Raw genomic sequence first — 20,733 nt, 5'->3', positions numbered from 1 at the left:
GGGGCCGGCAACAGCTCGCTTCCGGGACTTTCGCCACTAGCCGGTGGCACCCGGCTGCGATTAACTGCGAACACGCAACTCACCACGCTGCGCATACGGCTACGACAAAGGCAGACTGATGAAGAGAGCAATATTGGGGGTGTCTGCGGCAGCGGTCATAGCACTCGTACCAATCTCTGTTCCCGTAGCACCGGCACGCGTCGGCGATCCCTGTGTCGACATCACCGATCCCGCTGCCCACCAGGCGTGCATCGACAATTACATGCGCGAGATCTACAGACGCGAACTCGGCCAGTGCGAGGCAAGCCCAAATCACGGACAAATAGGCCAGGTCTGTGGCTAACCACCTCGGGCCCCTACCCCGTCAACCAGCTGCACGTTCAGAGCCGGTGGGGCTGTTCAGAGCCGGTGGGGCGGGCGGGGCTCGAACCCGCGACCAACGGATTATGAGTCCGCGGCTCTAACCAACTGAGCTACCGCCCCTAGCGATGTTCCGTAGGAAACGGTAGCCGAACGCCAACATCAATGTCCGTCGGGCGGTTATCCCGGGTAGGTCAGGTGTTCGGCCGTTCAGCGGCGCCGGTTATAGCATTTCGTCGGTTGCTGGCAACGAATCGCGAGAGGCCAGAGCGCTTGCCGTCGCCGCCGAGATCACACGTCGCGGCTCAGCGGAGAGGAGGGCCATGGCCGACGTCATGACGCTCGGCCTGACGACCGCCGAGGCAACCGAGCGGCGCGCGATGGGCGGTACCAACAAGCTCCCCGCCGCGAGGCGGCCGTCGATCGCCCGCCGGCTGCTCGGGGAGCTGACGCACTTTTTCGCGCTGCTGCTGTGGGCGGCCGCAGTGCTCGCCTTCCTGGCGAAGCTGCCACAACTCAGCGTCGCCATCATCGCGGTAATCGTGGTGAACGGGATCTTCTCCTTGATCCAACAAGCGCGGGCAGACCGCGCCGCCGACCGGCTCCAGGAGATGCTGCCGACCCGCGTAACGGTCTTGCGCGACGGCGCTCGGCGGGTGATCGAGGCCGAGGACGTGGTCGTCGACGACGTGCTGCTACTGGAAAGCGGCGACCGCGTTCCCGCCGACGCCGTGGTGCTCAGCCAGAATCGGTTGCTGGTCGACTCCTCCATGCTCACCGGTGAGAGCGAGGCCGGCGCAGTCGCAGCAGGTGAACCGCTGTTCGCCGGCACTTTCGTCGTGGAAGGAGATTCGCGCGCACTGGTGACCGCGATCGGCCAACAGACCCGCCTGGCCGGCATCACCCGGCTGACCACCTCGGCCAGGAAACCGGACACCCCACTGACGCGCGGTTTGCGCGGTGTCGTGCGCCTGATCGCAGCGATCGCAATCAGTGTGGGTGTGTTGTTCCTGCTCGTTTCTATGCTCGTGGGCAACCCGATCCAGCAGGCCTTCGTTTTTGCGATCGGCGTCACGGTCGCCCTGGTCCCCGAGGCGTTGCTGCCCACCGTGACGCTCTCCCTCGCCTGGGGCTCGGAGCAGATGGCGAAACGGCAGATCCTGGTCCGCAACCTCGAGGCCGTCGAGACGCTCGGTTCCACGACGTTCATCTGTACCGACAAGACGGGAACCCTCACCCGCAATCAGATGACGGTGGTCGAAGCCTGGACGCCGGCCGGCTCGTCGACCATCGACGGTGCCGGTTACGGCCCCAAAGCCCGGTTCACGTGGTCTTCACCGACTGCGGAGCAGTCCGTTCGCCGGCTCGCGCTAGCCGGAGAACGCTGCTCCACCGGATACGCCGAAGAAGTCGACGGGCAGTGGCGGGCCCACGGCGACCCCATGGAGGCTGCCCTCGACACCTTCGCCCGACGACTCGGCATCGACACCGTCGAGGACCGTCGCACCGTCCATGCCGAACTGCGGTTCCCCTTCGATCCCCGACTGCGCCGCATGGCCGTCGTGCTGACAAACGAAACCGTGGTGAAAGGCGCACCGGATGCCGTGCTTCCGCTCTGCGGTGACGACCCCGCAGCACACCGGGCCGTCGACGCCCTGACTGCCCGGGGGCTCCGGGTGCTCGCCGTCGCCGCGGGCCCGAGGGCCAGCCGTACCCCCCGGGATCAACAGGAATGCGAAGAGGGTTTGTCCCTGCTCGGCCTCGTGGCGCTCGAGGATCCGCCACGTGAGGACATCTCCGCATCGCTCGACGCGTGCCGCAAAGCGGGAGTGAAGGTGGCGATGGTGACCGGTGATCATCCGGCCACCGCCACGGCCATCGCCAACGAGGTGCGGCTACGGGCCGCCGACTCACCGGTGCTGTTGGGAGCGGAGCTACCGGAGGACGAGCAGCATCTCGGCGCTGTCCTCGACCACGACGGGGTGGTGATCGCTCGGGTGTCTCCCGAGGACAAACTCCGCATCGCCCGTGCGCTTCGCTCCCGGGGCCACGTGGTGGCGATGACCGGCGACGGAGTCAACGACGCACCGGCGTTGCACGAGTCCGACATCGGTGTGGCGATGGGCCGGTCCGGCACCGACGTCGCACGCGAAGCGGCCGACCTCGTTCTGCTCGACGATTCTTTCGCCGGCATCGTGGCCGGCATCGAGCAAGGGCGCGCCACCTTCGTCAATATCCGCCGGTTCCTGACCTACCACCTGACCGACAACGTTGCCGAGCTTGCACCCTTCCTCGTTTGGGCGCTTTCGGGCGGCCTGTTTCCCCTCGCGCTCGGTGTTCTGCAGATCATCGCACTCGACATCGGCACCGACACCCTGTCGGCTGTCGCGCTCGGCGCCGAGCCGCCCGCCAAGCACCTGCTCGAGGGGCCTCCGGTTCACGGACGACTGATGAACCGCACGGTGCTGCACCGCGCATTCGGGGTGCTGGGCCCGCTCGAGGCCGTCGTCTCGCTGACCGCCTTCGTCGTATCCCTGATGGCGCTCGGCTGGCGTCCCGCAAACCCGTTCCCGGCCGGACACGACCTGGCGATGGCTTCCGGCGCGGCGTTCATCACAGTCGTCCTCGCCCAGACCGCCAACGTCTTTGCGTGCCGGTCCTCCTCGCGCTGGCCAGGAGCGTTGGGCTGGCTCACCAACCGGCTCCTGGTACCCGCGGCGTTCATCGGGCTGGCCTTCTCCCTTGTCGAACTGTGGGTACCCCCCATTGCGCGCTTGCTCGGTCAATGGAATCCGCCCCTGTGGGGTTGGGTCGTCGCGGTCGCCGCAGTGCCGATCCTGTTCGGCGTCGACACGGTGGATAAGTACCGACGGACGCATCGCAGGCGGCCGCGACCGGCCTCAGAAGCTCGGAACTAACGCCAAAAACCCTTACGCGCAGCAAGATTGGGCGGCCATGCACAGGCGTCCAGGCAGCCCCCGAAGGGCATCACATGGGCGCCGGTTGCCCGGGGACCTGCCGCGCGGCCTCATCCTTCATCTTGGGAATCATGTCCGGTGCGTAGACATAGACCGCCGATTCAACTTCCCACTCGGCCTGGGCTTGGCTCATCGGCGTGGTTCTGGTGATCATGTTGATCAACTCCTGACCCTCTCCGAACGGATTCGGGTTGGACCGGACCTGAGAGGCGAACCAGCGCCCCTCGGCGGCCTCGCTGCAGTCGTTGAAATCGGCGTTGTGAACCATCTTGTTCTGCGCCAGCAGCTTGATGTACTGATCGTCGGCGGGGCTCATGTTGCACGACGCCGAGGCGTGCGGCGCTGTCAGCACGGCACCACCGAACATCGCGGCCCCCACCACGACGGCGGCCCCCGCCGCCAACTGCGCGCGCGATCGTGAAATCGTCACTTCTCCAGACCCCCTCATCATGGAAATTTGCTACTGTCCCCTTCGCGCTAACGCTCGGGTACCACCGTCGACGAGCAGGTCAAACGACCGGCTCGTCGAACATTGAATGAACAGCGGTTAGCCAAAAAGCTTGCGCGACACTGCATATAACGAAAGGCGGTTGGCACTCACGCGACGAACAGCCGCCGTAAACTGGCGATCGGGCACTCGCCGGCGCCCAGCCGCGCCGGCGCCTTGCGCGAGTTAGCTGGCAGAGCCCCGTCGTTACGCCGTCGGCCAGTCAGCGTGAGCGGCCTGATCCTTGATCTTGGGGATCACGTCCGGCGCGTAGACGTAGATCGCCGACTCGACCTCCCACTCGGCCTGCGCCTGGCTCATCGACGTGGTGTTGGTGATCATGTTGACCAGCTCCTGGGCCTCTCCGAACGGATTCGGGTGGTTCCGGACCTGGTCGGCGAACCACCGTCCCTCGGCGGCCTCAGTGCAATCGCTGAAGTCGGCGTTGTGGACCATCTTGTTCTGCGCGAGCAGCTGAATGTACTGGTCGTCCTTGGGACTCAAGTTGCAGGACGCCGAAGCTTGCGGTGCCGAGAGCACCGCGCCACCGAGCATCGAGGCACCCAGCGCGACGCCGGCAACCCAAACCGATGACCCGCGCATGCGCGAACGCGAACGGGTGGTTGTCATCTCCGGTCCTCCCTCTGCGTGGGAGCGATTTGCTCTCCGACGCAAGCCAAGCCTTGTGTGGTAACTGCTAACCGACAGCGATCCGGGCAACGGCTAACAGTCACGCGGTGTATGGTCGTCAACTCAGGCGCCGCTGCCATCTCAGATCACCGGCACATATGAGTTCACATATGAGTTTTGGTGTCGGGACATAAATTTAGCCAGTACCCGCGGCCCGAGCGGCGAACTTTAGTTTGCGTGACCGTGTACGGATGGTTAACATTTGCTACTTCGCCCCGGGCATCGGGCCGTCGTCCGATCCACTTCGGCTGAGGCATCACATCCAGGGTCGAAAGCCTCTTGACCAGCGGCTAATCGCCCCGCACCCGACGCCACGCCGGCCGCGGAAAGGATCAGTTGAAGACGGTCTTGCCGTCGGCTCCGAGCAGATATCGCTCGGTACCGTGCTCGACCCGAGGGGCGTCAGCGCCTAACGCGACGGCGACTTTGTTGCTTGCATTCCGCATGATGTCAAAGGTGAGCTCCACGGCCTCGGCATCGGAGAACCGGGAGCGCACCTCGGCGGCATCGTCGGCGGCGAGGTGCGCAGGGGTCCAAATTAACGCATCGGCGTAGCGCAGGGCCGCTTTCGCGCGGTCGTCGAGCAGATCCGACGACTCGAAGCGGTCGATCTCGTCGTAGAGCGCTTCCGAACCGCCGGCATCCAGCGCGGTGCCCTCCCGCAGCGACTTGCACAACCGGCAGTTGTGCTGAGCCGCCCCGCGCAGTCGGACCAGCTCGGAGGTGACGGGGTCCAGCGCCCGCATCCGGGCCACCGAAGGCAAGAAATCGTTGAACACCGCTCCCGACGGCTCGGTGGTGCGATCCCATTCGATGGCGCCGTCGACCCAGCCCAAATACTCCGAGCCGACGCCGAGCGCTTCGAGCCCGGCCCGTACCCGGGGAACGAAGTCGGCGATATACATCAGGACCACTACGCCAAACGCCTTGTCGCCCAGGTGTTTAATCAGCCGGGACCGATGCCCGTCGGTGATCGCGGAAACGTCGGCGCTGAACTGCTCGGCGAACTCGATGGTGGCGACTTCGGCCTCCGACTCGGGCGTGCCGACCTCGATACGACTCGGCAGTGGCGGGAGCGACAGCGTCTGGGCGCACGTCCGCCGAACCAGGGCTGCGATGCGCGCGTCCGGCGGCGATCCCGGAGACAGTGCCACCAACCGTGTGAGCTGATCTTCTTGGACCGAAACCGGAGCCGCCATTCGTCACACGCTAGAACGCGACCGGCCCAGCGGCAATCGCCTATTGCGCCTGGCTCACCGAAGACATGTAGAAGTCCGGTATCCGCAGCGACGGCATGGCCGCGCGGGTGGCCCAGTCCGCCCACTCCCGGGGCAGGGTCTTCTCGCTCGCCCCGGCCTCGGTGACCCGCCGCAGCAGGTCCAGCGGACTCTCGTTGAACCGGAAGTTGTTGACGGCGGCGGTCACCTCGCCATCTTCGATGAGGTAGACGCCGTCGCGGGTCAATCCCGTGAGCAGCAGCGTGGTGGGGTCCACCTCGCGGATGTACCACAGTGTGGTCAGCAGCAGGCCGCGTTCGGTGGCCGCGATCATGTCGGCAAGCTCGGCCGACCCACCGGTCATCACCAGGTTGTCGGCGGCCACCGCGACGTCGGCATCGAATTTGGTCGCCGTCGCACGCGGGTAGGCCAGCGCATTGATCACCCCGTTGCGGATCCAGTCCACTTGACCGATCTCCATGCCGTTGTCGAACACCGACGCCGTCTCCGACGAGCTGCTCACCGCGACGAACGGCGTGCATGCCAGGCCCGGCGCCATCGGATCGGAGAACAGGGTCAGCGGCAATTCGGTGAGCCGCTCCCCCACCCGCGTCCCGCCGCCGGGCGCCGAGAACGCGGTGCGGCCCTCCCTGGCACCCCGGCCGGCCATCGACCAGGCGAGGTAAAGCATCATGTCGGCCACCGTGGAGGGCGGCATGATCGTCTCGTAGCGTCCCGCAGGCAGTTCCACGCGGCGCTCGGCCCAGCCGAGCCGCATCGACAGCTCTTCGAGCAGCGAATCCATTGGCACGTCGACGAAGTCGGGCGTCCCAATACCAGCCCACGCGCTCGCGTCGCCGCGCTTGCCGTTGATCTCCACCGCCCCGGCGGGCTGGGTGTAGCGCCGGCGCACTCCGGTCGACGATGCCAGGAAAGTCGTCGAAACGCTATGGTGCGCAAAGCCATACAGCCGGTCGGTGCCGCGGAAGCCGCGGCTCAAGGAGTCGGCGACCTCGGCGAACACCAACGGTCCGGTGCCGGGCGCCGGCGCGTCCCAATCGACGGGCACCCCGGTATCGGTCAACAGCGGCGCGGCGTCACCGGCCTCGGGCGCCGAGCGGGCCGCCTCCTGGGACGCCGCCACCAACTCGGGGATCACCCGCGGGTCCACCTCGGCGGAGACCATCGTGCCGATCCGCGCGCTGGACCCTTCGCGGACGACGGAGATCACCGTGATGCTGCGGTTCACCGAAACACCGTTGGTGGTCATCGAATTGCCCGCCCAGCGTAGCGTCGCCTCGACCTTGTCGGTGACGAGCACCATGGTCTCGCTCGCGCCGCCGAGTTTGGCGGCCTCCTCCAAAACGAGGTTGACGACATGCTGCGGGGTGATCATCGGCCGCCCTCGGTTCGGGTGTTGAGCACGTTGACGCCGCGGAACAAGGCCGACGGGCAGCCGTGGCTGACCGGGGCGATCTGGCCGGGCTGCGCCTTGCCACAGTTGAACGCGCCCCCCAACCGCCAAGTCGACGGGCCGCCCACGGCTTCCATGGAGTTCCAGAAATCGGTGGTGGTGGCCTGGTAGGCGACGTCTCGCAATTGACCGTCCAGCCGACCGTCGCGGATGCGAAAGAATCGCTGACCGGTGAACTGAAAGTTGTAGCGCTGCATGTCGATTGACCACGACTTGTCGCCGATGATGTAGATGCCGTCCTCGACACGGCTGATCAGGTCGGCGGTGCTGACGTCCTCGCGCGCCGGCTGCAGCGACACGTTGGCCATCCGCTGAATCGGCACGTGATGCGGCGAGTCGGCGTACGAGCACCCGTTGGACCGCGGCTGCCCCAGACGAGGAGCGAACACCCGGTCGAGCTGATAGCCGACAAACACCCCGTCGCGCACCAGATCCCAGCTTTGCGCGGCCACGCCCTCGTCGTCGTAACCGATGGTGGCCAGGCCGTGGTCGACGGTGCGGTCGGCGGTTACGTTCATCACCGGGGAGCCGTACCGCATGGTGCCGAGTTTGTCAGGGGTGGCGAAAGAGGTTCCCGCGTAGGCGGCTTCGTAGCCGATGGCCCGGTCGTATTCGGTTGCGTGCCCAATGGATTCGTGAATGGTCAGCCACAGGTTGGTGGGGTCGATCACCAGGTCTTTGCGCCCCGCCGCCACGCTGGGCGCCTTGACCTTTTCGGCGAGCAGCGACGGCAACTGCGCCAGCTCGTCCGTCCAGTTCCACACCTCGTCGCCGGCCAGCACTTCCCAGCCGCGCCCCATCGGCGGGGCCAGCGTGCGCATCGAGTCGAAGCTGCCCGCCGCGGCGTCGACGGTGACCGCCTCCAGCGACGGCTGCACCCGCACCCGCTGCTGGGTGATCGACGATCCGAAGGTATCGGCGTAGAAGGTCTGCTCCTTGACGGCGGTGAGCACGGCCGACACGTGGTCGACGCCGTCGGCACTGAGCAGCCGGCCGGAGTATTCCTCCAGCACGCCGATCTTGTCGGCCGCCGGCACGCTGAACGGGTCGATCCGGTAGTCGGACACCCAGGTGGCGTCGGCGTAGACCGGCTCGGGCGCCAACTCGACGCGCTCGCTGTTCAACGTCGCCAGGGTGGTGGCCACTTGCACGGCTCGACGCGCCGTCTCGGCGGCAACCGAGGGCGCCAGTTCCGCGTGCGAGGCGAATCCCCACGTGCCATCGACGATCACCCGCACCGCCAAACCGACCTCGCGATTGACGACCGCCGTCTCCAGCTCGCCGTCCCGCAGCTGGATGATCTCGGTCACGATGCGGTGAACCCGCAGGTCGGCGTAGCTTGCACCGGCCGCGCTGGCCGACGAAAGCGCGGCCTCGGCCAACTGGTGGCGCGGCAGATTCAGGAAGTCGGCATCGATCCCCCGGTTCGGTGTCACGGATCCACCGTAACGGCCGTTCGCCCCAAACCCCGGCCCCGCCCGCTTTAATTACCTCCATGGCCAGCGGCGCCCTGAGGACACAGCCTCGCTCCACCGCGCTGGGCTATGCCCTGCTGGCGCCCAGCTTGTTCGGGGTCGTGGCCTTCTTGCTGCTGCCCATCCTCGTGGTGATTTGGCTCAGCCTCTACCGCTGGGACCTGCTGGGCCCGCTGCACTATGTGGGCGTTGCCAACTGGCGGTCGGTGCTGACGGATCGCAACTTCGCCAACTCGCTGATCGTCACGGCCCTCTTCGTGGCGATCGTGGTGCCGGCGCAGACGGTGCTGGGCCTGCTGGCCGCTTCCATGCTGGCGCGTCAGCTTCCCGGCACCGGGCTGTTCCGCACCCTCTACGTGCTGCCGTGGATCTGCGCGCCGCTCGCGATCGCCGTGTTGTGGCGCTGGATTCTGGCCCCCACGGACGGGGCCGTGAGCACCGTGCTGGGACACAGCATCGAATGGCTGTCGGACCCCAGCTTCGCCCTGCCGCTCGTCTCGGCAGTCGTCGTGTGGACCAACGTCGGCTACGTCTCGCTGTCGTTCCTGGCGGGCCTGCTGGCGATCCCCGACGACGTTCACGCCGCCGCGAGCACCGATGGCGCCACCGCATGGCAACGGTTCTGGCACATCACCCTGCCCATGCTGCGGCCAACGACATTCTTCGTCCTGGTGACCGGGATCGTCAGCACGGCACAGGTTTTCGATATGGTCTATGCGCTGACCGGCGGCGGACCGGGGGGCAGCACCGACCTGGTGGCTCACCGCATCTACGCCGAGGCTTTCGGCGCGGCTGCCATCGGGCGCGCGTCGGTGATGGCGGTGGTGCTGTTCGTCATCCTGATCGGCGTCACCATGGTGCAGCACCTCTACTTCCGGCGGCGGATCAGCTATGACCTCACTTAGCCGGCTCGCAATTTACGGCGGACTCATCCTCGGTGCGCTGATCACGTTGGTCCCCTTCCTACTTGGTCTGTTGACCTCGTTCACCTCGGCACATCAGTTCGCCACCGGTACGCCGCTACAACTGCCGCGGCCGTTCACCTTGTCCAACTACGCCGACCTCGGTGGAGCCGGATTCGGCCGCGCGGCGGCGGTGACGGCCTTGATGACCGCGGTGATCCTGGTGGGCCAGTTGACCTTTTCGGTGCTGGCCGCATACGCGTTCGCGCGCTTGCGTTTTCCGGGACGCGACGCACTGTTCTGGGTCTACATCGCGACGTTGATGGTGCCGGGAACCGTGACCGTAGTGCCGCTGTATTTGATGATGGCCCAGCTCGGCCTGCGCAACACGTTCTGGGCGCTGGTGCTGCCGTTCATGTTCGGCTCGCCGTATGCGATCTTCTTGCTGCGGGAGCACTTTCGCATCATCCCGAACGACTTGGTCAACGCCGCCCACCTGGACGGGGCCAACACCTTGGACGTGATAGTGCACGTGGTGATTCCGTCCAGCCGGCCGGTGCTGGCGGCCTTGACGCTGATCACGGTGGTCTCGCAGTGGAATAACTTCATGTGGCCGTTGGTGATCACCAGCGGGCACAAGTGGCGGGTGCTCACGGTCGCGACGGCCGATCTGCAGTCGCGGTTCAACTCCCAGTGGACGCTGGTCATGGCGGCGACGACCGTTGCGATCGTCCCGCTGATCGCGCTGTTCGTCGTCTTCCAGCGCCACATCGTGGCGTCGATCGTCGTCTCGGGGCTCAAGTGAGCCGCCCGCACACCGAGATTGCCGTCACGGCTGCGATTTCGGGTGATCCACGACCACCGCGGCAATCTCGGTGCAGCCCATGACTCGCCCGCGCTTTTCGACGCTGATGGCCGGGGCGCTCGCGCTGGTCGCGGTGCTGTTGGGTGCGACCGCGGTGCTGCTGGACTACTCCGGCCAACCCCCCGGCGGCAAGATCGTCGTGACGGTGCGGGTCTGGGCCGAACAAATCGCCACGGCTTATCGGCAGTCGTTCGAGGCGTTCAATCGCACGCATCCCGATATCGCGGTGCACACCAGCGTGGTTGCGTATTCGACGTACTTCGACACGCTACGCACCGATATCGCCGGCGGGAGTGCCGACGACATCTTCTGGCTTTCCAACGCCTATCTGGCCGCCTACGCCGACAGCGGCCGGCTGATGAACATCGGCACGACACTCGAGCCGGGGTCCGCCTCGGCGTGGGACTCGGCGGTCGTCGACCAGTTCACCCGCGGAGGCGCGCTGTGGGGGGTGCCGCAGCTGACCGATGCCGGGATCGCGCTGTATTACAACGCGGACCTGCTCGCCGCGGCCGGCGTCGACCCCGCCCGGCTGAACGGGTTGCGGTGGAGCCCCGGCGACGGTGACACGCTGCGGCCCATGCTCGCCCGGCTCACTTTGGACGCCGACGGACGTCGCGGAAACACGGCGGGTTTCGATGCCGGCCGAGTACGACAGTGGGGCTACAACGCCGCCAACGACCCACAGGGTATCTACCTCAACTACATCGGCTCGGCCGGCGGCATCTTCCAGCGCGGCGACACGTTCGCGTTCGACAATCCCGGCGCCGTGCAGGCCTTCCGCTATCTGGTCCGCCTGATCAACGACGACCACGTCGCGCCGCCCGCCTCGGACACCAACGACAACGGTGACTTCTCCCGCAACCAGTTCCTGGCCGGCAGGATGGCGCTGTTCCAGTCCGGCACCTACAACCTGGCGCCGGTGGCCCGCGATGCCCGCTTCCGCTGGGGAGTGGCGATGATGCCGGTGGGCCCGGTCGGCCGGGTGAGCGTCACGAACGGCATTGCGGCGGCGGGCAACGCCGCGACGAAACACCCCGAGGCCGTCCGTCAGGTCCTGGCGTGGATGGGCAGCAAGGCGGGCAACGAGTTCCTGGGGCGCGAGGGCGCGGCCATCCCGGCGGTCCTGTCGGCTCAGCCGGTTTACTTCCATTACTGGTCCGCCAGAGGCGTCGACGTCACGCCCTTCTTCGCGGTGCTCGACGGCCCGCGCATCGCGGCCCCCGGCGGGGCAGGCTTCGCGGCCGGCAACGACGCCCTGCAGCCCTATTTCGACGAAATGTTCTTGGGCCGCGGCGATGTCGCGGTAGCCCTGAAACGGGCGCAAGCGGCCGCCAACGCGGCTGCGCAGCGCTAGCCCGGCAACACCAGCACCGGCACGGGGCTTTCCCGGATGATCTTGGCGCTGCGGGAACCGAGGAAGACCCGCCGGATGTCGCCGCGCGGCCGGGTGCCCAATGCCAGGATCTCACCCTCCTGCCAATTCGCCTTCGCCAGCGCGTCTTTCCAACTGCGGCCGGTAACCACCTGCAGCGCAACGTCTTCACTGACGATCCTGTTTGTCTTCAGCTCTTCGAGGATGCCGCGCACTTGTGACGCCCAGGCCTGCAACACTTCATCCTCGACCTCAAGCCCGACCTCCGGCGGATACATCGTCTTGCCGCGGACCGCGAACGTGATCACCCGCACCGGTACACCGAACCGCTGCCCGAACTCGAAGCAGCGTCTCACCACGTCGACCGCATCGGGGGTGGCCGAGTAGGCACAGCTGAGGCGGGTCAACTTGCCTTGGTGCGCACGGTAATTGCGCGGGCTGATGGCCACCGGCACGTGCGACGCGTGCAGCAGCCAGTCGGCGGTGGAGCCGATCAGCACCTGGCCGCGCCCGCCGCTGGGCAACGAGCCCAGCACGAGCACGTCGGCGTCAATCTCGTGGGTGACCTCGAGGAGTCCCCCCGACACCGAGCCGTGTGCGCGGTGCACGTAGGTGACCTCGATGTCGTCGGCCACCTTGTCCAAAAAGCGGGCGGCCTCGTTCGCCGACTCCGCGGCCAGCGCGTCGGCCCACATCTCGTATTCGGCGTCGACGCGGGCGCGCGACGGAGTCAGCCAGGGCTTGGGCACAATCGTCACCACGGTGAGCGAGGTGCCGCGGGTGCGCGCGATACGTACGCCCAAATGCAATCCCGAGAGCCCAACCTTGCCGGCCCGGTAGCCGACGACGACGCTCATAGCGCGTCTCGCTCGAGCGTTTCGCTGTTGAGCGCGCTGTGATGGCGGCCCCACACGAAGTAGAAGATTAGCGCGAGCGTGACCCAGCCGCTGAACGCGATCCAGGTGTACCAGTGCAGGCTGGCGAGGATGTACCCGCAAGCCAACACCGAAAGGACGGGCGTGACGGGGTAACCGGGGACCTTGAATCCCCGGGGCAGGTCGGGTTCACGCACCCGCAAGATGATCACTCCGGCGGAAACGACCACGAACGCGGTGAGCGTCCCGATGGACACCATGTCCGCCAACTTCTCCAGCGGTATGAAGGCGGCCAACGCCGAGGCGGCGATCGCCACGATCACCGTGTTGCTCACCGGGGTCATGGTGCTCGTGTTCACGCGCGCGAATCGCGACGGCAATAACCCGTCGCGGCCCATGGCGAAGAGGATGCGCGTCTGTCCGTACATGGTGACCAAAGTGACGGAGAAGATCGAGATGACGGCGCCGGCGGCCAGGATCGTGCTTGCCCAGCTGCCGCGCGTGACCTTGTCGAGGATGGTGGCCAGGCCGGCCTCCTGTTGCCCGGCGAAGTCCTGCCACGGCTGAGTGCCCAGCGCGGCGAGCGCGACGAGCACATACACGCTAGTGACCGTTACCAGCGCCGCGATCAACGCGCGGGGCATGGTCTTCTGCGGGTTCTTCACTTCGTCGCCGGCGGTCGACACGGCATCGAGACCGATATAGGAGAAGAAGATGGTGCCCGCGGCCGAGCCGATGCCCGCCGCACCGAACGGCGCAAAGTCGCGGAGATGGGTCGCGTCGAACGCGGTGAAGCCGATGATCACGAAGATGACCAGCACGCCCAGCTTGACCAGCACCATGATCGTGTTGACCCGGGCCGACTCGCTGGCGCCGCGGATGAGCAGCAGCGCGCACATAGCGAGCAAGATGATCGCCGGCAGGTTCACGAAGCCGGGACGCGCATCCCATGGCGCGGCGGACACCGCGTGCGGAAATTGGATTCCGAACACATTGCTGAGCAACTTGTTGAGGTAGCCGCTCCAGTTCACCGCGACCGCGGCGGTCGACACCCCGTACTCCAGCAGCAGGCACGCCGCCACCCCCATCGCGACGACCTCACCCAGGGTGGTGTACGCGTAGGAGTACGACGACCCGGAAACCGGTACCGCGGAGGCCAATTCGGCGTAGCAGATGGCCGCGAGCCCAGCGGCGAGCCCGGCGATGAGGAACGACAGAATGACTCCGGGGCCGGCTTCGGGCACGGCTTGAGACATGACGAAGAAGATGCCCGTCCCGACCGTCGAGCCGACCCCGAACATGGTCAGCTGGAAGGTGCCGATGGTCCGCTTGAGGTGGTCCGCGGCCCCGTACGCGACGGGCGTGCCCACAACCGGGCGGCGCCGCAGCATCTGCTCTTTCAAGCTGATCGACGTGGGTGGCAATTACCCCTCCTTGCTCGATCAGCTGATTATGGGCCAGCCCCCCGCAACGCCATAGCGAACTGCTCAATCGCCCAGTCGATCTCCTGCTCGCCGATCACCAGCGGTGGCGCGAACCGCAACGTCGACCCGTGCGTGTCCTTCACCAACACACCACGATCGGCCAGCCGAAGACTCAGCTGCTTGCCCGTCCCGAGCGCGGGGTCGACGTCGACGCCGGCCCACAGTCCCAGGCCGCGCACCGCCACGACACCGTGGCCAAGCAGGCCTCGCAGGCGCCCGTGCAGGTGTGCGCCCAATTTCGCCGAGCGGGCTTGAAACTCTCCGCGGCCCAGCATGGAAACCACGGTGGTGCCGATAGCGGCCGCCAACGGATTACCACCGAAGGTCGAGCCGTGTTCGCCGGGATGCAGCACACCCAGCACCTCGTCGTCGGCGACCACCGCCGACAAGGGAACCACACCGCCGCCCAGCGCCTTGCCGAGCAGGTAGACGTCCGGCACCACGCCCCAGTGGTCGCAGGCGAAGGTGCGCCCCGTGCGCGCCAGGCCAGACTGAATCTCGTCGGCGATCATAAGAACGTGGTGCTCGCTGCACAGGGCGCGCACGGTCGGCAGGTAGTCGTCGGGCGGGACGACGATGCCGGCCTCGCCCTGGATCGGCTCGAGCAGGACCGCGACGGTGTCGTCGTCGATCGCGCGGGCCAGCGCGGCGGCATCCCCGAAGGGCACGGAGCGGAAACCCGGGGTGAATGGTCCGAATCCATCCCGCGCCGCCGGATCCGAGGAGAAGCTGACGATGCTGATCGTGCGGCCGTGGAAGTTGTTGTCCGCGACGATGATATTGGCCCGGCCATCGGGCACGCCCTTGACCTCCGCACCCCACTTGCGCGCGACCTTGAGACCGCTCTCCACGGCTTCTGCGCCCGAGTTCATCGGCAACACCAGGTCTTTGCCGCACAGCCGGGCAAGGGCGGCGCAGAACGGACCGAGGGTGTCGGAATGGAACGCGCGGCTCACCAACGTAACGGTGTCGAGCTGGGCGTGGGCCGCCGCGGTGATCTCCGGGTTGCGATGGCCGAAGTTGACCGCCGAATAGGCGGCCAGGCAATCCAAATAGCGCCGGCCCTCCACGTCGGTGATCCACGCACCCTCGGCGCTGGCCGCCACCACGGGCAACGGCGAATAGTTGTGTGCCGCAAAGCGTTCGACCAAGCCGATCGCCGATTCGGTCCGGGTCGAGGTCCGGGCGTCGAGGATCGTCATGGAAACACCTCCAATGTGCAGCACTTGACCGAACCGCCGCCCTTGAGGAGTTCGGACAGCTCGACGCCGATCGGCTCGAAACCGGCCGCACGCAGCTGCGCGGCGAAACCCGTTGCCGCGGCAGGGAGGACGACGTGCAGGCCATCGGAGACGACGTTGAGGCCGAGCACGAACGCGTCGGCGCTTGCGACCACGATCGCGCCGGGAAACAGAGCCTGCAGTTGGTCCCGCGCGCTCGCGCTGAACGCCGGCGGGTAGAACGCGATGGTCTGGTCGTCGAGAACCGCCAGCGCGGTGTCGAGGTGATAAAAGCGTGGATCCACCAACTCGAGTGAGACGACCGGCGCCCGCAGCGCCGCGGAGATTTCCGCGTGTGCACGCCGGTCGGTGCGAAAGCCATAGCCCGCCAACACCGTCTCCCCGACCATCAGCAAGTCGCCCTGCCCCTCGTTGACATGACGGGTGGACACCGGCCGGTACCCGAACGAGGACATCCATTCGGCGTAGGCGCGTGATTCGCCCGCCCGCTCGGCGAATCGAAATCTCGCGACGATCGCGACGTCGCCCGCGATGAATCCGCCGTTTGCGGCGTACACCATGTCCGGGAGGCCGGGCACGGGCTTGATCACCTCCACCCGGTGCCCCAGCCGTAGGTAGGCCGCGCGCAGGGAGTCCCATTGGGCCATCGCGACGCCAACGTCGACGGGGGTGGCGATGTCCATCCACGGGTTGATCGCGTACTCCACCGCGAAGAACTCCGGCGGCGTCATCGCGTACCGGCGGGCCCGCGGCGTGCGGACGAGCTTGCCGGTCGCGCGTGGCGCAACGTACGAATCCGTCATAGATCAACGGTATTTCCGGCAGCTCAAACAAGCAACCGACGTTTCTTGCGCGTCTATAGTTGATTTATTGCACCAAGCCGCGCGTAGCGGCGATTTATTAAGGGGTAACGGATGGACCGCCTGGATGGGACGGACGAGCGCATCCTCTCCGAGTTGACCAGAAACGCACGGGCCACCTTCGCGGAAATCGGCCAGACGGTGAACCTCTCGGCGCCGGCGGTCAAGCGCCGCGTCGACCGGATGGTCGACGACGGGGTGATCAGGGGCTTCACGACGGTCGTCGACCCAAACGCGCTCGGCTGGAAGACAGAGGCCTACGTGCAGGTGTTCTGCCACGGCACGATCGAGCCCGATCGGCTCCGCGCGGCGTGGGTGGACATGCCCGAGGTGGTCAGCGCGGCGACGGTCACCGGCACGTCGGATGCGATCCTGCACGTACTGGCCCGCGACATGCGGCATCTAGAGGCGGCCCTCGAACGCATCCGCTCGAGCGCGGACATCGAGCGCAGCGAAAGCATCGTGGTGTTGTCGAACCTCATCGACCGCATGCGAACTTAGCGGCGTTGCGCTTCCGGCCATCTGGCGACCGGCCATCTGGCGACCTTCGAATGTGCTATCGCCCGCGATATCAAATTCGCCGACCATGTAATGCCCACAGGATGGGTCTCATGTGGCACACGTGATTCAGCGATCGAACGCAGCCGCAATCAGGCGCCTCAGCCTCGACGGCCCCGCCGTCGGCGGCCGGCGAGATGCATAGGGCCACGGGCGGTTTCGCTCCGGGACGGAACTGGCCCTGGCCTGCTTGAGCTCCATCCGCAGGTGCTGACGCACGCTGTGCAGATCCGGATCGGTCCAACGGTTGATCGCTTCGATCGGGTCCGCGGTGAGGTCGTATAGCTCCCACTGATCGTCGAGCGGGGAGGTCCGGTAAGCCTCTCCCCCGAGCCCATTGGCCGCCAAGTGCCGCACTCCTGGCTCCGTCCAGGTGCCCGGGTCGTCGAAGGTGCGCACCAGCTTCCAGAGATGGCCTGCGCCACCGGGAACCGTCGCGTCGTCGACGCGGACCACCAGACCCTCGAAGTTGGAGGCGGTGTGGGCCGGGACGCGGATGCGCAGCGGCGCAGGCGGATTGACGGTCCGCTTCAGGCGGCGAGCCAATCCCGACGCGCCGCTATCCCCTTCGAGCATGTTGTCGCGGGTCATCAGGTAGACGGCACGAGTCTCGTCGGCCGCGGCGCCGTCCACGACGGGCATGAGGTTCCGGCCGGGCAGCCGATGCACTTCCGAGAACGACTGGGCCAGCGTGGCGGAGGCCGCCGCGACATCGATGCCCGCCGCCGCCAGCAGCGTGGGGACCAGGTCGACGTGGGAGGTGGGTGCGGCGACAAGCCGTGGCCGCGTCGAGCGCTCGCCGATGCGCGCGATGACGAAGGGGACGCGGGTGGCCTCGTCGTAGAGGTTGAACCATTTCTGGTGCAGACCGCCGTGGGCGCCCAGCAGATCGCCGTGATCGGCCGTGCGCACCAAAACAGCATTGCGCGAGCCGCCTTCGGTGACGGCCCGCCTGACGCGGTCGATCGGCCCGTCCACCTCGGCGTGCAGCCGGTAATACAGGTCGCGGTAGCGCTGCGCGTTGCGCTCGTAGGTCCGCTCGATCGCGGGCGCGGGGCCGTAGCCGGAGTAGTAAGCCTCGCGAAAGGCGATCTGCGCCGCCGGTTTCGTGGACAGGTCTTCGTCCGCGGTGGGCGCGGCGGGCACCGCGGGCGGGTCGAGTGGCGACGGCTTGACCGGGCTGCGCCGGGACCAGGTCGGGAACAGCACGATGTCATGGGGATTGACGAAGCTGGCGACCAGGAGGAACGGGCGCAGCGCGGCCGGGTCGCCGTCGCGGCGACGGGCATAGCGGTCGGCGAGCCACGCGACCACCCGAGCGGCGATCAGCGGGTCGCGGCGGATACCGGCGTCGGCCAGCGCCGCCCCGTGCGGCTCCGGGCCGACCCACCCCGAGAATCCGAACGGCCCCAACCGATCCGCCTCCAGGTAGCGCCGCACCGCGGCGGCGTCGACGACACCGTTCTCGTCGTTGGTCGCCAGCGGCCCACCGGTCCTCGGGTCGGTGAGGTCGGCGTGCGAGATGTGCCACTTGCCGTCGTAATGGGTGTCGTATCCGGCCACCCGGAACCAATTGCCGAGCGTGGGGACCTCGCCCGCACGCAGCCAGCGCATGCGCGAATCGCCGGCGGTCTTTCCGATGCCGTCGGTCTGGGTGACGCCGTGCAAGTCAGGATAGTGACCGGTGAAAATCGTTGGGCGGCTTGGCACGCAGGCCAGCGAGCCGGTGTAGTGCCGAGTGAAGCTGACCCCGTGGTCCTGAAACCACTTGCGGCCGGTGAGTGTCCGGTCGCGCCACGCGAGCACGTCGGGAGCCTCGTACGGGGGCACCGCACGTTCCTCGTCCGTCATGATGACGATGACGTCGGGGCGATCAGACACCAGCACGCTCCAATCGATTCGCAAGCCCGGCGAGCATCGCCTCGGACTGTCGCGCGAGTACGCGGCACAGGACCCGTTCGGCCAGCTTTTGCATTGCGTGCGGACCGATTTCGACGGTGCTGGTGAGGGTCACCGCCGTCGCGGCGGCCGAATCACCGGTGGATGCCAGCGTCCAGCGGTTGGACACCCTGCGCAGGCGTCTGGGCAGGCCTTCGATGTCGTAGCCGAGCGCGCGGGGCGGGTCGAACTCGGTGATGCGCTCGACGAGGGCGTCGCGGTTGACCTGCACCCGCCGGGCGGTCCCGACGGGAGCTCCGCCGGGGCCGGAGGACAAGATGCACGAGTGGTCGACGTTGCCGGCCCACGAACTGATCGCCCCGAAGTCCGCCAGCGTCTCCCAGATGTCACCGATGCGAGCCGCGATCGTGCGAGTCCGGTGGATGTCGGCCACGCGCTCACGCTACGCGAACGACTAGTGAGTCAGGTGGAATATCGTCTCGATCGCCACCGCGGCACCGCTGACCGCGAGGGTGACCGCGAGCGTCGCCCAATCACCCAATCTCGGCCGCGCCGGGTCGGCCGAGAGCTGACCGGTGCCGCCCCGAGCGGTGATCGCGTCGCCCATCTCATCGGCGCGCCGCAGGGTCACCACGATGGCGGCGGCCACCAGGTCGATCGAGTTGCCCGTCGTTTGGCGGACCCGAGCCTTGCGACCCTGGGGCATGTGGTTGGGCCGCAATCGACGAGCTGCGTAGAGCACCTGAAATTCCTCGATCAACAGCGGGAAGGCGCGTAGCGCCAGGGCCAAGGCCACCGCCCACTCGTCGACCGGAATCCGCAGCCACCTGAACGGGCGACCCAAAATGGCCAGCGCCGGCGCGATTTCGGCGACGTTGGTGGTCCAGGACACCATGGCCCCCAACCCGAGCAGAACGATCGATAGCGCGGTGATCCGCAGGAAGTTCAACGCTCCACCGAGGCCGATGCCAACACCGTGAATCGAGACCACCGGACTGCCGCCGGCCAACGCCGCGGTCACGAATCCCAATGCCAGGAGGACCCACAGCCACCGCGGAATCGACGGAACCGCACCCCGGGGGATGTGTGCGATCCAGATCGCCGCCGCCACGAGCACTGCCACCGCCCCGATCGTCACCCAACCCGGATAGAGGGTCAGCAACACCGAAACACCGAATACCACCAGCAGTTTGGTGCCGGCCCATAAGTTGTGAATGGCCGACCTTCCGGGCACCGGAACCAGCAGCACCACCGGACGAGAACCGCGCCTGCTCCGCCCGGATGCCGTGGACGAGGATGAGGTTGCCGTCACGCCACACCCCCGGCCGTGGCGGTGGCCGGCATAGACTCCAGCGCGCCATTCTGCAGATGCAAAACGCGTGGGCACACCTCTTCCAAACCGACGAAGTCGTGCGAGATGACCACCACTGTCAGGCCTCGGTGACGTCGCAGGTCGGCCAGCAGGCGCAGCAGGCCCCGCTGGCTGGAAATGTCCAGTCCGGCTAACGGCTCGTCGAGGATCAACACGCGTGGCGAACACGCCAGCAGTCCGGCCAGCACCACTCGTCGCATTTCGCCACCGCTGAGCTGGTCGATGCGGCGATTGCCCATCGCGGGCTCCAGACCTACCGCGCCAAGGGCAGCCGCCACGCGGTTCACGTCGCGCTCCGAAAACCCTGCCACGGAAGCGATTTCCAGGCCAACGTGGCTGCGCATCAGTTGCAGCCTCGAAGTCTGAAACGACAACCCCACCGCGCCGACGTGCTCACGGATGGGTTGACCGTCGAGCAAACAGGCACCGCTGGTGGGAGCGGTCAGCCCGGCCATGATCCACGCCAGCGTCGACTTACCCGACCCGTTGCCGCCGTGGATCAGAATTCCGTCGCCCTGTTCGACTACGAAGCTGATACCGCGCAGCGCGGAGTTCACCGGGTTCGATGCGATAGCCCCGAATCTTGACCTGGTCATCGGCGCGCCGCACATACCGCAGCTG

18 protein-coding genes and 1 tRNA gene are annotated in these 20,733 nt (G+C 67.0%); 5 read left to right on the top strand and 14 right to left on the bottom strand.

Annotated features, from left to right (window positions below; translation table 11 throughout):
• Positions 1 to 409 precede the first annotated feature (409 nt).
• Positions 410 to 483 (bottom strand) — tRNA-Ile (locus tag A5697_RS11255).
• A 200-nt stretch (positions 484 to 683) separates the two neighbouring features.
• Here A5697_RS11255 and A5697_RS11250 point away from each other — a divergent pair.
• Positions 684 to 3,278 carry a cation-transporting P-type ATPase gene (locus A5697_RS11250; protein WP_067950589.1) on the top strand — a complete coding sequence of 865 codons (2,595 nt, stop codon included), beginning with the start codon at positions 684 to 686 and terminating at the stop codon, positions 3,276 to 3,278.
• 70 nt (positions 3,279 to 3,348) lie between these two features.
• Here the strand turns inward: A5697_RS11250 and A5697_RS11245 are convergent, their stop codons facing one another.
• The 5 genes from A5697_RS11245 to A5697_RS11225 all read right to left on the bottom strand — a co-directional run bounded on the left by A5697_RS11245 (position 3,349) and on the right by A5697_RS11225 (position 8,642).
• The gene (locus A5697_RS11245; protein ID WP_231972045.1) at positions 3,349 to 3,705 is read right to left on the bottom strand and encodes a hypothetical protein; all 357 of its coding nucleotides are present in this window, start codon (positions 3,703 to 3,705) and stop codon (positions 3,349 to 3,351) included.
• A 327-nt stretch (positions 3,706 to 4,032) separates the two neighbouring features.
• Positions 4,033 to 4,455 (bottom strand): hypothetical protein, encoded by a 423-nt coding sequence (locus tag A5697_RS11240; protein WP_231972042.1) that lies wholly within the window; start codon positions 4,453 to 4,455, stop codon positions 4,033 to 4,035.
• A gap of 392 nt (positions 4,456 to 4,847) precedes the next feature.
• Complete coding sequence (locus tag A5697_RS11235; protein ID WP_067950586.1) at positions 4,848 to 5,714, bottom strand: carboxymuconolactone decarboxylase family protein; 867 nt, start codon at positions 5,712 to 5,714, stop codon at positions 4,848 to 4,850.
• Between the two features lie 40 nt (positions 5,715 to 5,754).
• A complete protein-coding gene (locus A5697_RS11230) occupies positions 5,755 to 7,128 on the bottom strand; it encodes a TldD/PmbA family protein (protein WP_068010400.1) in 1,374 nt (457 codons plus the stop codon).
• Positions 7,125 to 8,642, bottom strand: coding sequence for a TldD/PmbA family protein (locus A5697_RS11225; protein ID WP_067950583.1), 1,518 nt, complete (start codon positions 8,640 to 8,642; stop codon positions 7,125 to 7,127). The genes A5697_RS11230 and A5697_RS11225 overlap by 4 nt, the downstream gene beginning before the upstream one ends.
• Positions 8,643 to 8,716: 74 nt before the next feature.
• Here A5697_RS11225 and A5697_RS11220 point away from each other — a divergent pair, with 74 nt between their 5' ends.
• The 3 genes from A5697_RS11220 to A5697_RS11210 all read left to right on the top strand — a co-directional run bounded on the left by A5697_RS11220 (position 8,717) and on the right by A5697_RS11210 (position 11,805).
• Complete coding sequence (locus tag A5697_RS11220; protein ID WP_156673254.1) at positions 8,717 to 9,586, top strand: carbohydrate ABC transporter permease; 870 nt, start codon at positions 8,717 to 8,719, stop codon at positions 9,584 to 9,586.
• On the top strand, positions 9,573 to 10,388 hold the full coding sequence (locus A5697_RS11215) for a carbohydrate ABC transporter permease (protein ID WP_068010397.1): 816 nt from the start codon (positions 9,573 to 9,575) through the stop codon (positions 10,386 to 10,388). The genes A5697_RS11220 and A5697_RS11215 overlap by 14 nt, the downstream gene beginning before the upstream one ends.
• 79 nt (positions 10,389 to 10,467) lie before the next feature.
• Positions 10,468 to 11,805 (top strand): sugar ABC transporter substrate-binding protein, encoded by a 1,338-nt coding sequence (locus tag A5697_RS11210; protein WP_068010394.1) that lies wholly within the window; start codon positions 10,468 to 10,470, stop codon positions 11,803 to 11,805.
• On the opposite strand, the gene A5697_RS11205 is transcribed toward A5697_RS11210, so the two are convergent.
• The 4 genes from A5697_RS11205 to ddaH are packed head-to-tail and all read right to left on the bottom strand — an operon-like array spanning position 11,802 to position 16,226.
• Positions 11,802 to 12,680: a universal stress protein gene (locus A5697_RS11205; protein ID WP_068010392.1), complete on the bottom strand. Its 879-nt coding sequence runs from the start codon at positions 12,678 to 12,680 to the stop codon at positions 11,802 to 11,804. The two genes, A5697_RS11210 and A5697_RS11205, sit on opposite strands and share 4 nt — an antisense overlap.
• Positions 12,677 to 14,122 (bottom strand): amino acid permease, encoded by a 1,446-nt coding sequence (locus A5697_RS11200; protein ID WP_156673252.1) that lies wholly within the window; start codon positions 14,120 to 14,122, stop codon positions 12,677 to 12,679. The genes A5697_RS11205 and A5697_RS11200 overlap by 4 nt, the downstream gene beginning before the upstream one ends.
• A gap of 26 nt (positions 14,123 to 14,148) precedes the next feature.
• On the bottom strand, positions 14,149 to 15,384 hold the full coding sequence (rocD, locus tag A5697_RS11195; protein ID WP_067950573.1) for an ornithine--oxo-acid transaminase: 1,236 nt from the start codon (positions 15,382 to 15,384) through the stop codon (positions 14,149 to 14,151).
• Entirely contained in the window at positions 15,381 to 16,226 is an 846-nt protein-coding gene (gene ddaH, locus A5697_RS11190) for a dimethylargininase (protein WP_068010386.1), read from the bottom strand. The genes rocD and ddaH overlap by 4 nt, the downstream gene beginning before the upstream one ends.
• A gap of 111 nt (positions 16,227 to 16,337) precedes the next feature.
• Here ddaH and A5697_RS11185 point away from each other — a divergent pair, with 111 nt between their 5' ends.
• Positions 16,338 to 16,784, top strand: coding sequence for an Lrp/AsnC family transcriptional regulator (locus A5697_RS11185; RefSeq protein ID WP_067950569.1), 447 nt, complete (start codon positions 16,338 to 16,340; stop codon positions 16,782 to 16,784).
• A 126-nt stretch (positions 16,785 to 16,910) separates the two neighbouring features.
• On the opposite strand, the gene A5697_RS11180 is transcribed toward A5697_RS11185, so the two are convergent.
• The 4 genes from A5697_RS11180 to A5697_RS11165 form a co-directional block, all read right to left on the bottom strand.
• A complete protein-coding gene (locus A5697_RS11180) occupies positions 16,911 to 18,722 on the bottom strand; it encodes a sulfatase-like hydrolase/transferase (RefSeq protein ID WP_068010426.1) in 1,812 nt (603 codons plus the stop codon).
• Complete coding sequence (locus tag A5697_RS11175; protein ID WP_067950568.1) at positions 18,715 to 19,173, bottom strand: SRPBCC family protein; 459 nt, start codon at positions 19,171 to 19,173, stop codon at positions 18,715 to 18,717. The genes A5697_RS11180 and A5697_RS11175 overlap by 8 nt, the downstream gene beginning before the upstream one ends.
• A 21-nt stretch (positions 19,174 to 19,194) precedes the next feature.
• Positions 19,195 to 20,052 (bottom strand): CbiQ family ECF transporter T component, encoded by an 858-nt coding sequence (locus A5697_RS11170; RefSeq protein WP_067950566.1) that lies wholly within the window; start codon positions 20,050 to 20,052, stop codon positions 19,195 to 19,197.
• The coding region (locus A5697_RS11165; protein WP_156673251.1) for an ABC transporter ATP-binding protein at positions 20,049 to 20,733 on the bottom strand (685 nt) is incomplete at its 5' end. The genes A5697_RS11170 and A5697_RS11165, both read right to left, overlap by 4 nt.

The organism is Mycobacterium sp. E3251 (assembly GCF_001666835.1).
Lineage (GTDB): Bacteria > Actinomycetota > Actinomycetes > Mycobacteriales > Mycobacteriaceae > Mycobacterium.
This window is presented reverse-complemented; position numbering and strand designations above follow the sequence as displayed.